10 protein-coding genes are annotated in these 12,641 nt (G+C 65.6%); 6 read left to right on the top strand and 4 right to left on the bottom strand.

The window, feature by feature from the left end:
* Window positions 1-2 precede the first annotated feature (2 nt).
* Both M9M90_RS13800 and M9M90_RS13795 read right to left on the bottom strand, forming a co-directional pair.
* The gene (locus M9M90_RS13800) at window positions 3-770 is read right to left on the bottom strand and encodes an enoyl-CoA hydratase/isomerase family protein (protein ID WP_254833795.1); all 768 of its coding nucleotides are present in this window, start codon (window positions 768-770) and stop codon (window positions 3-5) included.
* Window positions 771-826: 56 nt separating this feature from the next.
* On the bottom strand, window positions 827-2,002 hold the full coding sequence (locus M9M90_RS13795) for an acyl-CoA dehydrogenase family protein (protein WP_254833794.1): 1,176 nt from the start codon (window positions 2,000-2,002) through the stop codon (window positions 827-829).
* A gap of 222 nt (window positions 2,003-2,224) precedes the next feature.
* Here M9M90_RS13795 and M9M90_RS13790 point away from each other — a divergent pair, with 222 nt between their 5' ends.
* From M9M90_RS13790 to M9M90_RS13770, 5 genes are all read left to right on the top strand, one after another.
* On the top strand, window positions 2,225-2,881 hold the full coding sequence (locus tag M9M90_RS13790) for a TetR family transcriptional regulator (protein ID WP_254833793.1): 657 nt from the start codon (window positions 2,225-2,227) through the stop codon (window positions 2,879-2,881).
* A 305-nt stretch (window positions 2,882-3,186) separates the two neighbouring features.
* The gene (locus tag M9M90_RS13785; protein WP_254833792.1) at window positions 3,187-6,648 is read left to right on the top strand and encodes an indolepyruvate ferredoxin oxidoreductase family protein; all 3,462 of its coding nucleotides are present in this window, start codon (window positions 3,187-3,189) and stop codon (window positions 6,646-6,648) included.
* A 932-nt stretch (window positions 6,649-7,580) separates the two neighbouring features.
* The gene (locus M9M90_RS13780; protein ID WP_254833791.1) at window positions 7,581-8,120 is read left to right on the top strand and encodes a hypothetical protein; all 540 of its coding nucleotides are present in this window, start codon (window positions 7,581-7,583) and stop codon (window positions 8,118-8,120) included.
* A gap of 639 nt (window positions 8,121-8,759) precedes the next feature.
* A complete protein-coding gene (locus M9M90_RS13775; RefSeq protein ID WP_254837138.1) occupies window positions 8,760-9,974 on the top strand; it encodes a pyridoxal phosphate-dependent aminotransferase in 1,215 nt (404 codons plus the stop codon).
* Between the two features lie 416 nt (window positions 9,975-10,390).
* Window positions 10,391-10,765 (top strand): RidA family protein, encoded by a 375-nt coding sequence (locus M9M90_RS13770; RefSeq protein WP_254833790.1) that lies wholly within the window; start codon window positions 10,391-10,393, stop codon window positions 10,763-10,765.
* 25 nt (window positions 10,766-10,790) lie between these two features.
* Here M9M90_RS13770 and M9M90_RS13765 read toward each other — a convergent pair whose 3' ends face one another.
* A complete protein-coding gene (locus M9M90_RS13765; RefSeq protein WP_254833789.1) occupies window positions 10,791-11,813 on the bottom strand; it encodes a YeiH family protein in 1,023 nt (340 codons plus the stop codon).
* Window positions 11,810-12,040 (bottom strand): DUF6356 family protein, encoded by a 231-nt coding sequence (locus tag M9M90_RS13760; protein WP_254833788.1) that lies wholly within the window; start codon window positions 12,038-12,040, stop codon window positions 11,810-11,812. The genes M9M90_RS13765 and M9M90_RS13760 overlap by 4 nt, the downstream gene beginning before the upstream one ends.
* Before the next feature lie 116 nt (window positions 12,041-12,156).
* On the opposite strand from M9M90_RS13760, the gene M9M90_RS13755 reads away from it, so the two are divergent.
* On the top strand, window positions 12,157-12,618 hold the full coding sequence (locus tag M9M90_RS13755) for an Lrp/AsnC family transcriptional regulator (RefSeq protein ID WP_254833787.1): 462 nt from the start codon (window positions 12,157-12,159) through the stop codon (window positions 12,616-12,618).
* Window positions 12,619-12,641 lie beyond the last annotated feature (23 nt).

Genomic DNA, 12,641 nt, shown 5'->3' with positions numbered 1-12,641 from the left:
CCTCAGCGCCCCCAGTCGCCGGGGCCCGAGAAGTCAGGCGCGCGCTTCTCGGCGAACGCGGTCATGCCCTCTCGCCATTCGGCTTGACCCACCAGCAGCGACAGGGCCTCCAGGCCATAGCGGCGCGCGGTGCGCAGATCGACGTCGCCTGATACATGAAGCGACATCTTGGCCTGGGCCAGGGCGTTGGGGGCGAGACTCACGACGCGCCGTGCAAGCGCCAATGCGCAGGGCATGAGGTCTTCAGCCTCGGTCCTGGCGAAGAGGAGCCCGGCGTCCTCCGCCGCCTCTGCGCCAAGGTGGCTGCCGAGAAGAATCCATTCCAGGGCCTTGCCCCGCCCCACATACCGCTGCAGCTTCTGAACGCCGCCCGCGCCCGGCGTTGCGCCAATGCGGGTCTCGGGCAGGCCGATGATCGCCTGAGACGCCATGATCCGGAAGTCGCATGACAGGGCCAGTTCGCAGCCCCCGCCGAGCGCGAAGCCATTGATTGCGGCGATCACCGGGAAGGGCATGGTCTCGAGCTTGTCGAACAGCCTAGCGATGCGGGCGAGGTAGTTGTCCCGGATCGAGAGGCTTGAAACGCCGATCGGAGACTCGGGGTCAGTGAAGTAGCGCAGGTGCGCCCCGCAACAGAACGCCCGGCCCGACCCGGTGATGATCAGGGCGCGCGCGCCATGGCGGAAGGCTTCGTCCACGGCCTTGTCGAGCTCGTCGAGAAGCTCCAGCGTCAAGGTGTTCATCTCGCTGGCGCGCGTCAGCTTCGCCAAGGCGATGTGGGGCTCGGGCCAGCTGAAGGCTACCGCCCTCGAGGAGCCTGGAGTTGTCACGCGATGGGCCGACGCCCGAACGCGGCTTCCAGCCCCAGCTCTCGGGCGACGATGAGCTGCTGGATCTGGCTCGATCCGTCGCCGATGGTGCAAATTCGATTGTCCCGCAGGTAGCGGGAGACGGGACAGTCCTGCATGAACCCCCAACCGCCATGCACCTGAATGGCCAGGTTCGCGGCCTCGTTGCCGACTTCTGTCGCGTGCCACTTGGCGAGCGCCAGGTCCTTCAGTGAGGCTTGGCCCTGGTCCGAAAGCGTGGCGGCGCGATAGACGAGCAGGCGGGCCGTTTCCACCTTGAGCGCCATCTCGGCCACCATCTGCGCCACGAGCTGCAGGCCGCCGAGCGTGACGCCGAAGGCCCGCCGTTGCTTGGCGTAGGCCAGCGACTCGTCAAGGCAGGCCTGCGCCAGGCCCAACGACGAAGCGGCCAGGAACAGTCGGGCCTGCTGGTAACCCTTATGGAGGATATGGCGGCCCTGGTGCGCCTCGCCGACCACCAGGGAGGGCGCGATCTCACAGCCGTCGAAATAGAGGGGTCGCGTGTCCGACGAGCGCCAGCCCAGCTTGTCATACGCCTTGCCCACGGTGTAGCCGCTCGCGCCATTGGGGACGAGGAAGAGGGTGAAGGTCTTGGCGCCACTGTCGCGCTGACCCGTCACCGCCAGGACAAGGGCGAAGGAGCTGATGTCCGTCCCGGGATTTGTGATGAACGCCTTCTCGCCGTCGATCCTCCATTGGCCGTCGATCAATTGAGCGCTGGTGGTGAATCCGCTGGTGTCGGATCCCGCGTTTGGCTCCGTCCCGGCGATGGAGCAGAGTTTGGCGCCGCTGACGATGTCGGGAAGGAAGCGGGCCTTCTGTTCCTCGCTGCCAAAGCGCTGGAGGGTGAGCCCGGTGGCCACGCTGACCATTGTAGTGACCGCGAGCGACTGGTCGGCCCGGGCGATCTGCTCCAGGGCCAAGACCATGTCGAAGACGCCCAGGCCCATGCCGCCCCATTCCGGCGCGAAAGGGATCGAGGTGACCCCAAGGTCAGCAAGCTTGGCGAACAACGCCAAGGGCACCTTGCCCTCGGCATCCAGGCGTTCGGCCACGGGACGGATCTCGCTCGCGGCGAAGGCGGCGACCTGATCCTGGAGCCGCTGCTGATCTGGAGAAAGGTTGAAGTCCATGGGGCGTCTTTCACGATGGGTCCAACGCCGCAGGCCAGGGGCTTCTGCGGGCGGGGAGCGGGGCTTGGCCTCTGTCGGGGACTGGGCGCGGTCGACTCAGGCCGACTGGAAAGCCTCCGACAGGACTCATACCTACGCTAGAGTTAGATAACTGTCGAGAGGGTCTGTTGTTTGCCCGGTACGACCCGTGCTACCCACTGGCGATCAATTCTGGATTTCGACGTGCCCCAACCCAGCTGGAAAAGTTCTCCGAAGTCCCGTGATGAGCAGCATGAGCTCAAACGCAACGTGCTCCTTCGTGAGGCGGCGCTAGCCTTTAACAAGCATGGGTTCCATGGCACTTCGCTGGACGATGTCGCCGGCAAGCTCGGCCTTACCAAGGCGACGCTCTACTATTACTTCCCAAACAAGCAGGCGCTGCTGAGGGCCTGCTTCGACCGGGCGATAGAGGCGGCGTTCAAGAGCCTGAGCGCAGCTCAACGCACAGATCTGGATGCCCGCTCAAAGCTGCGGCTCGCGCTGCGGGGCTATCTTGAAGAGATGATCGACGAGTTGAGCTGTTGCGTCGTCCTCACGGAGGAATCAGCGCTTCTGCCCGAGGATCGAGACGTCATCGTGGGGAAGCGCGACCAGTACGAAAACGAACTACGCGCCCTGGTGCGGACGGGTATCGAGGATGGCAGCATCGCCAATTGTGATCCGAAGCTCGCCGTATTCGTCATCCTCGGCGCGATCAATTGGGTCCCCCGTTGGTTCCAATACGGCGGAGCCTGGGACAGCCGCCAGCTGGCCGAGGCCATGTCCCAACTGCTTGAAAGGGCGTTGAGCTCCAAGCCCTCGAAGTCCCTGGCCCCCGACGTTTCGAAGATCGTCCTCTAGCTCTGTATTTGCGCCCCGCGCATGCGGGCGCTGCAATGCCATGCTCCGTCCTGCGCCCGGCTGGAGCGGTCTCGCCTTGACAGTAAACTAACGCACGCGTCAGATAACAATCGATATGGTCGGTTTTCGTTGCGGCCTCAGCGGGGGCCCCTTCGGCGCGCCGTGGCTGATGGGGACGCGGCCTCAGGCGCTCGCGCTGCCAGGGAAAGGATGGAGATGTGCGTTTTATTCTCGGCCGGAGATAGGGAGGCGTCCGCCGCCGCCTATCCGCAACCCTACCAGGCGCCGGCTTTCGGCCACTGCGCATGAGCAAGCCTGTAAGCCTCCAGGACAAGTACGAGCAGCGTGAGGGCCGAGTCTATCTGACAGGGATTCAGGCCCTGGTCCGGCTTCCCCTGGAGCAGCGGTGGCGTGACGTCGCGAGTGGGTTGAATACTTCGGGCTTGATCAGCGGCTACCGAGGTTCGCCCCTTGGGACCTATGACCAGGCCCTTTGGCGCGCGAAGCGGGAGCTTGACGCCGGCCAGATCGTCTTCCGGCCGGGATTGAATGAGGATCTGGCTGCGACGGCGCTGATCGGCTCTCAGCAGGTCTCCACTTTCGGCAAGGCGACCTGTGACGGCGTCTTCGGGCTTTGGTACGGCAAGAACCCCGGCCTGGACCGCAGCGGTGACGCGATCCGGCACGGCAACACCCTGGGCGTCGCCCGTCATGGCGGCGTGCTGGCTGTGGTTGGTGACGACCATGCGGCCAAGTCGTCCGACACCTGCAATCAGTGCGAACCGGCGCTGATGGCGCTGAAGGTGCCGGTCCTGGCGCCCAGCGACATTCAGGAGGTCCTGGACCTCGGTCTCTTTGGTTGGGCTCTTTCGCGCTATTCGGGCCTCTGGGCGGGCCTGAAGGTCCTGCCCCACCACATGGACTGTTCGGCGTCGATCAAGGTTGGTCCGGAGCGTGGGCGCTACTGTCTGCCGACCGATTTTTCAGGACCGCCTGGCGACATCGGCATGCGCTGGCCCGACGATCGATTTGAACAGGAGGCTCGCATGCTTACCTGGAGACTGCCCGCGGTCGAGGCCTTCATCAGGGCCAATGGGGTCAATCGGATCGTCTTCGGCGATGCCGGCGCCGACATCGGGCTCGTCGCCGCCGGCAAGGTCTATCAGGATGTCTTGCAGGCCCTCGCCTATTTGGGGATCGGTGAGGCCGATGCCGCAAGGCTCGGTCTGAAGCTCTTCAAGCCCGCGGTGGTCTGGCCCTTGGAGCGGCAAGGGCTCCTTCAGTTCGCCCGGGGCCTGAAGGAGATTCTGGTCATCGAGGAAAAGGAACCGATCCTCGAGACCCAGATCAAGGACATCCTGTACAACCAGCCGCGCGGCGCGCGGCCCAGGGTGTTCGGCAAGCACGGGGAGAGCGGACAGCCCCTGATACCCATCGCCGGTGAGCTCGAGCCTGTGTTCATCGCCCGTCGCCTGGCCGAGCATCTCTTGGCGCGGGCCCCTAACGAACGGGTGGCGGCGGCCCTCGCCGAATTGAATGCTCGACTCGAGCACGGCCCCGCCGAAACCGGCCGAGCGCCGCGGATTCCCTATTTCTGCGCCGGCTGCCCACATAGCCGGTCGTTGCGAGTACCCGATGGCGCCAGGGCGCTTGCGGGCATCGGGTGCCACTGGATGGCCGTCTGGACGCCGCAGATGCAGACCGAACCCGCGCTCCACATGGGTGGGGAGGGCGCAAACTGGATCGGCCAGGCGCCCTTCAGCGAAACGAGGCATGTCTTTCAGAACCTTGGGGATGGGACCTACGCCCATTCCGGCTCTCTGGCGATCCGAGCGGCGGTCGCCGCCGGCGTCAACATAACCTACAAGATCCTCTACAACGACGCCGTGGCCATGACCGGCGGACAGCCGGTGGACGGCGCCCCGACGGTCGAACAAATCGCGCGGCAACTCGCCGCCGAGGGTGTCTGCCGCATAGAGATCGTCTCCGAGCAGCCCGAGCGCTTCGCCACGGCGCCGCTTGGGAAGATTGGGGCTTCCGTCCATCGGCGCGACCAGCTTCTCGCCGTCGAACGGGCTCTAAGCGCGGTCCCGGGCGTCACGGCCATCATCTATGACCAGACCTGCGCCGCAGAAAAGCGCCGGCGTCGCAAGCGTGGCACGGCGCCCGTTCCCGCGCGCCGAATGTATATCAACAGCGCCGTCTGCGAGGGCTGCGGTGACTGTGGACAGGTGTCCAACTGTGTCGCCATAGAGCCGCTGGAGACGGATCTGGGCCGCAAGCGGACAATCAACCAGACCATGTGCAACCAGGATTACTCCTGTTCGGACGGGTTCTGTCCCAGCTTTGTATCCGTGACGTCGACCGGCCGAGTCGGCGGAGGCAAGCCACCCTTGCCTCCGTTTCCCCCGCAGATGGAAGCCCCGGGGCGCGCGGCGCCCCTGCACCAAGCCCATGGGATCATCATCACCGGGATTGGCGGGACGGGGGTCGTCACTGTGGGCGCGATCATGGGCATGGCCGCCCACCTGGATGGCCTCGGCGTTTCCGTGCTGGACTCCATCGGTCTGGCCCAGAAGAACGGCGCTGTGGTCAGCTACGTCAAGATCGCCGCACGCCAAGAGGACATCTGCTCGGCGCGGATAGCGGTCGGGGAGGCAGACGTTCTTCTGGGCTGCGACATGCAGGTGGCGAGCGAACGCGAAACGACGTCACGCCTCAGAGCAGGTCGTACCCGTGCGATCGTCAACACGCACCTGGCGCCGACGGCCCAGTTCGTCTTCGACCCGGACCTTCCACTTGATCCCACAGACCTGGCCAAAGCCGTTTCGGCTCACCTGTCGCCCGGTCATGCCGAGTTCCTCGACGCTCAGAAGCTCGCAGAGGGCCTGTTTGGAGACGCTGTCGCGGCCAATCTGATGGTTCTTGGCTATGCCTTTCAAAAAGGGTGGATTCCCATCTCCCACGCGTCCCTTCGCCTGGCGATCGAACTCAACGGCGTCGCTGTCTCGATGAATGAGCTGGCGTTCGAGTGGGGACGGTGCGCCGCCGTCGACCTTGACCCGGTGAAGCGGGCCGCCGGGGTGGCTGATCCGCCGGCAGTACCGGTGAGCCTGGAGGCCTTCATCGAAGGCCGGGCCGACGATCTGACAGCTTACCAGAACGCGCGGTACGCCCGCCGCTATCGGCGCCTCGTCGAGGGGGCGGCAGCCGCGGACCGCAAGGTCATGGGCGCACAGTCGGATCGGTTTGCTTGGGCGGTGGCGCGGGCGGCGCACAAGGTGATGGCGTACAAGGATGAGTACGAGGTAGCTCGTCTCCTGACGGCGCCGAGCTTCAAGTTGGAGATCGAACAGGCCTTCGGCAGAGGCGCGCGGATGACCTATCATCTTGCGCCGCCTCTGCTCGCTAAGGTGGACAAGGCGACCGGGATTCCTCGCAAGCTCAGTTTCGGCGCCTGGCTCGATGGGCCGCTCCGGCTCCTGGCCGCCCTGCGCCATCTGCGTGGCACCGGACTTGATCCGTTCGGCTGGACTGGCGAGAGACGCGCCGAGGTCGCCGACCGGGATGAATACGAAGCGCTGGTGGCCGAACTGGTGGGTGCGCTTGATCCGCACACCTATGACCTGGCCTGCGACCTCGCCGAGGGGCCCTTGAAGATCCGCGGCTACGGTCACGTAAAACAGCGCAACCGCCGGGACGCCGACAGTCACCGCGAGCGGCGGCTTATGTCGTTGCGAAACGTGAGCGAGCCCTCGAAGTCCTGACGCGAACCCTGCCAGGACCGAAACGATCGGCACTGCAGGCCGCGCGGCGGCCACGGAAACCGAGGTTGCGTTTGTCTTCGCAGCCCAGCGCGAACGCCAGACGGCCCAACGCTGTCCGGTCGCGCTGAGCCTCGCCGCCGGGGCCGGATCGGTCAGCGTCCTGCCGGGGAGACCGGACAGGGGCTTTCGAGCGACGTAGCGCGATGAGCCCGTAGGCCCGAATCCCGACGATGGTGTGCGTCGCAGACTGGACAGGCGCAGCGCCAACAGCACAGCCAAAAGCGCGACCCTGTCCAGGGTGAGCCCGAGTTGGCTCCTCGCAGGCCACACTGCAAACCGGGCGCAGAAGCAGTGGGAGGATAAAGAATGGCGCCATATGAGCTAGAGTCAGCGACTGCGGCGAGTTTAACAAAGCCGATGGCAAGCGTTGCGGAACAGGAGGTAGATGTGAGCGATCCATCCACCGAGTGGCGGATCAACGAGGCGGATTATCCAGAGGCGGGTCCTGATCGCGAGAAGCTACGGTTCTTGCTTCGGTACGCTATCTTGGCGCCGTCAGGTCACAACACTCAGCCCTGGCTCTTTCGATTATCCGGTGGCGCAGTTGAGCTTTGGGCCGACCGTCGTCGTGCATTGGCGGTGGTCGATCCGCACGATCGCGCACTTGTCATTTCATGTGGCGCCGCGCTGGGCATTCTCCGGGTGGCGATGCGGCGCTTCGGATACGAGGGTGAGTTCGAGCTGACGCCGGACGAGAGTGAGCCTGACCTGCTCGCTCGCGCTTCACTCGGAGGACGCGGGCCCGCGACAAAGGATTTCGCCCTGTTCGAAGCGATTGTTCGGCGACGGACCACTCGTAGGGCGTTGGAGGGCCATGTTCCGATGGCCTGCAGAGCAAGTTAGGCAAGATCGCCGCCCAGGAAGGCGTCGAGTTGGCTTTCCTGTCCGATCCCACTGTGAAGAGCCGTGTCGCGTCGTTGGTCAGTGAGGGCGATCGAGTCCAGTTCGCCGATCCCCGGTTCCGGCGGGAACTCGGTTCGTGGGTGCATTCCCGAAGGAGCGCGTCGCGTGATGGGATGTCCGGTTCAAACTTTGGCATGCCCGATGTTCTGTCGGCGACCGGTGGGTTGGTGATCCGCACGTTCGACATCGGCGAGGGAGTTGGCGCGAAGGACCAGGAAATTTCCGCGGGTTCGCCAGCGTTGATTGTCGTGGCGACGGATGTCGATGATGTACGGCATTGGCTGGCCGCGGGCGTGGCGCATGTGCAAATGCTGCTGCAGGTCACGGATGCTGGGATGACGGCCGCGTACATGAACCAGCCGATTGAGGTCGACGAGCTACGGCCGGCTCTCAAGAATCTGGCAGGCCTTCGCGGGTGGCCTCAGTTACTTCTTCGCATCGGGCACGGTCCGGTCGTGCAGCCGGCGGTCCGCAGGCCGCTCGAAGAGGTGTTACTGTCGGCGCTCTAGGTCGGGGTTTCACCTCGTCCGTCGCGGTGTGGTCGAGGCGCTGGCGAGGTGGTCGCGTAGCTGCCGTCGCCGTGCCCAGGGTCTTGCGAGCCAGGTCGCCGTGTCGGTCTCGGCCACGTTGAGAGCCCGGGTCAGGTCGCGTCGGGGGCCCCGGAGGTCTCAGCATAGAGCCTCCTCCACCGATGGTGGTCCTGCAGGATGGCCCCGGAACTGGCGCCCAGTGCTCGCCCTCACGTCCACAGCCACCCGTTGGTCCAGCGGCGCCGGAGTGGTCCACCTGCCATCACCGATCCGCATGGGTTCGACATCAGTCGAGGCAAGTCGCCCCTGACGCTCCCCCCTCCGGCCGACAGTGACTCTCTCGTCGAGGTCAAGACCACGACGAAAGCCGAATTCGAGGGGGCGACGGGCTGAGGCGGCTATTCACGAGGCGGCCATGATCTGGCGGGCAAACCGCAACCTCAATGCTCAGGCTTCCGATGCCAACAAACCCGGCCGGCGATCCAGGCTAATCGAGGACATGTCGGCGATGCAGACACAAATTGTCGGTCGCTCTTCGAAGGAATCGTGATGTCCACCCACCCCCACCTCCCCGCAGGCCTGGTCCGGGACATTCCCTATATGGGCGTCATCCATGTGATGGCGGAAGCCAGCAAGCGCGGGTTCTTCAACGGCAATCCCGATTGGAGCAACCTTGGGCAAGGGCAGCCGGAGGTCGGCGACCTCGACGGGGCGCCGCCCCGCCTTTCGCAGATTGAGGTTGCGCCGCAGGATCTGGCCTATGGGCCGGTCAACGGTGTCGATGCGCTGAGGCAGGCGGTCGCGGACCACTACAACCTGACCTACCGCCAGGGGCGGACTTCGAAGTACGCCAAGGAGAACGTTTCGATCGCCCAGGGCGGCAGACTGATGCTCTCGCGCATCCTCGCCGTGCTTGGGCCGGTCAATGTCGGCTACGTCGTTCCCGACTACACCGCCTACGAGGACATGCTCGACTACCACAGGCACCGTTTGACGCCGGTGGCGATCAGAACCCAGGCCGAGGACGGGTTCCGCCTGACGGCCGAGATGGTCGCCGCAGCGGTCGAGAGCCATGGCCTGGGCGCTGTGCTGTTCTCCAATCCAAACAACCCCACCGGTCAACTCCTGGCAGGAGATGACCTGGATCGGGTGGTGGCCATGTGCCGGGCGCGCGGCTGCCTTGCCGTCGTAGATGAGTTCTATTCGCACTATATCTTCGACGAGGAGGGGGCCGGGGCGGACGGACCGGTCTCGGCCTCGGCCTTTGTCGACGACGTCGACGCCGATCCCGTGCTCCTGGTGGACGGCGTGACGAAGAACCTCCGCTACCCCGGCCTGCGCCTCGCCTGGGCGGTTGGCCCGCGCGACATCATCGAAACCCTCGGTCGCGCGGCGAGTGCGATCGATGGCGGCGCGAGCGTTCCGGTGCAACAGGCTGTAGCGGGCCTCCTGGATCCGGCCCTGATGGATCAGGAAACGACGGCCGTGCGCGCGGCGTTCGCTCGCAAACGGCGTCTCATGCTCGACCAGCTTCGCGCGCTCGGAATAGGTTTTCCGGCGGCGCAGCGGGGCACCTTCTATCTCTGGGGCTCGGTGGAGAACCTTCCGGCCCCCCTGGATGACGCCATGACCTTCTTCACGCACGCGCTCGCGCGACGGGTCATGGTGGTCCCGGGCCCCTACTTTGATATCAATCCCGGGCGTATGCGTCGCGGGCCGTCACCGCTCCGTCAGTGGGTGCGGTTCTCGTTCGGACCGCCGGAAGGCAACATGCTCGAAGGCCTCGATCGCCTGCGCACCCTGATCCAGGACGCGCGTCGAGGCGCGCTATGACGGCGGCCCGGCGCACGCCCGTCCGCCGACGTTCCCGAGCTGCGGGCGCAGTCCGCCGCGGGGTGGTCTGACTTGGCACAAGGTTGGACGGACAGACCGTGGCATCCGCGGCCCGGCCGGCGACACCGGGCGCAAGGGTGATCGGCGTCCCCTTGAATTCCTGAATCTCTGCCTTGGTGCGCATGTCTTCCTCCCCACTGCGCACCTGAACTGCCGCCCGAGAGTGTCGAGCCTCTCGGGCGGCGTCTTTTCAGCCGCCGGACTGGCGGCCGGCCAACCGACAGCCCGAGACCGGCCCCGGACGGGGTGGCTGGCGCTCCCGCGTCGGGCGCCATTGAGCTTGCGCCGGATGGGATGGTCTGATCGGAAGTCGAGGTTGTACCTTCCCGAAACTGTTCGAATTGAGAAGGCAAGGCATGACCAACCCCGCACGGACGACGATTGGAAGCTATGAGCGCTTTCCGCTTTGCAAGGCGGTGAAGGCGGCGGGCTTGGTTTTCTGCTCCGGTCAGGTGCCGATGACGGATGACGGCGAGATCGTCGCCGGGGGCATTGGCCCGCAGGCGCGCTTCGTCCTGGAGCAACTCGTAGAGACCTTGAAGCTTGCCGGCAGCGAGCCGATGGACGTCGTCAAGGTGAACATCATCCTGGCCGACAAGCGTGATTTCCCGGAGTTCAACACGATCTACCGGGAATTCTTCCCCGTCGATCCTCCGGCCCGCACGAGCATTTGCGCCACCCTGCTGGTGGATGCGCGGATCGAAATCGAACTGATCGCGCTGGCGCGTTAGGCGCGGCCCTGGCTTCGGTTACGGCCTAGCGCGCCAGCAGGAGGCTGGCGGCGAGTCCGATGGCGCCGATCATTCCAGTGCCCGCGATCAAGGTCGTCGCGAGAGGCGCCCGAAGCCGGAGGAATTCACGCGGCGACACTTGCGCGCCGATTGCGCACGCCGCCGCCAGGAGCAGGAACTTTGACAGTTCGGAGATCGCGGCCAGGAGGCCCGACGGCAGCAGTTCGAGATTTCGAGCCGCAAGCAGGGCGGCGAAGCCCCAAATGAAGCCGGGCGGGGCTGCGACACCCATGCTTGCTGGGGCGCCACCAGGTTTGCCAATTCGGCGAGCGGCGAGGGCGACGGCCATGAGCGCCGGACCCAGCCAGAGCACCCTGGAGACCTTCGTGAGCGCCGCCGCCGTGGCCGCCGATGGCGACACCGATGCGCCGGCGGCGACAACCTGAGCGACGTCATGGATGGAAAATCCCAGGAAGACGCCGGCCTGACGGTCCGACAGGCCAAGTCGTGCCGCCAGATAGGGATAGGCCACCATGGCGAGGGTCGAGAGTATGTTCACGCCGACCACCACCAGGGCCGTCGTTCGCCGGGTCTCAGTCCCGCCGGGCAGGACGCTGGCCGCCGCGATCGCCGCGGAGGCGCCGCAGATGGAGACGGCGCAGGCGCAAATCAGCGCTTCCACGATCGGAAGCCCTGCGGCGAACCCGACGGCGGCGCAGGCCGCCAGGCTTGTGGCGACGATGACGCCGCTGGCCGCCGCGACGAGGGGGCCAAGCAGGAGCAGTTCGCTCCAGGCGACCTGGGCGCCCATCAAGGCCACGCCTGTCTTCAGTCCGGCCTTGGACCAAACCGCCAGACCGCGGCTGAAGGCTGGAGAGCTCACAAGCGCTCCGAGGACCATTCCCCCGAAGACCGCGATCACCGGCGCCGGAACTCCGCTGGCGCGTCCCAGCGGCGGGCACGAGAGCGCAAGCGCACCGATGGAGACGACGCCAAGGACGGTGGACAGACTGGCCCTGACCCCCCGCGATCGCGGGGCCGCGATCAACGGCGGGTGCTCGTGGCGGGACCACCCGCCAGTCGCCGCTTCATCACGCCATGGAGGCGGTCGACGCAGTCGCTCGCCGTACGCTCGAACAGGAAGGGCAGGACCGCATGAACGAGGCAGGCGCAGCCCGCAAGGATCATCGCGCTCGCGAAGCCGCAGGCCATGCGGAAGTGTTGGGCGTAGGTTTCCCCAACGGAGTGGGGATGGCGGGTGAATTGGTCGAACATGGGCCCTCGCGGTTGTTGCGGGGACACAATCGCCCGGAGTCCTGGGCGCCGGATTCTATAGTCGCGGCCCTTGTTGGGGACGGGGGGAGGTCTCGTTCTCCTTTCCCATCGTTCTGATGGAGAAAATTCTAGATTCTCAAAATCGGCGAATTCTGCGCGAGCTTCAGAACGACGCGACGGTCCCCATCGCCGGCCTGGCGGAACGCGTCGGGCTATCCCAGACCGCCTGCTGGAAACGGATCAAGAAGCTCGAGGCCTTGGGCGTGATTGACAAGCGGGTGGCCCTGCTCGACCGCCACCGTCTCGACATGCGGCTCGTGGTTTTCGTATCCATCCGCACGAACAGCCATGACCGCGGCTGGATCGATCAGTTCGGACGAGGGGCCGCGGCGCTTCCCGAGGTGGTCGAGTTCTATAGGATGAGCGGGGACACCGACTATCTGCTGAAGGTCATCGTCACCGACATCGCCGCCTATGACCGGTTCTACAAGCGGCTGATCCTCACAGCTTCGCTCGCCGATGTCAGTTCGTCCTTCGCCATGGAGCAGATCAAGTTCACGACGGCGCTGCCCCTCTGAGGGCGGACCCTTCGGCCCTAGCC

The organism is Phenylobacterium sp. LH3H17, assembly GCF_024298925.1.
GTDB lineage: Bacteria > Pseudomonadota > Alphaproteobacteria > Caulobacterales > Caulobacteraceae > Phenylobacterium.
Note: the sequence above shows the minus strand (reverse complement) of the source record. Positions and strands in the feature narration are given on the sequence as shown.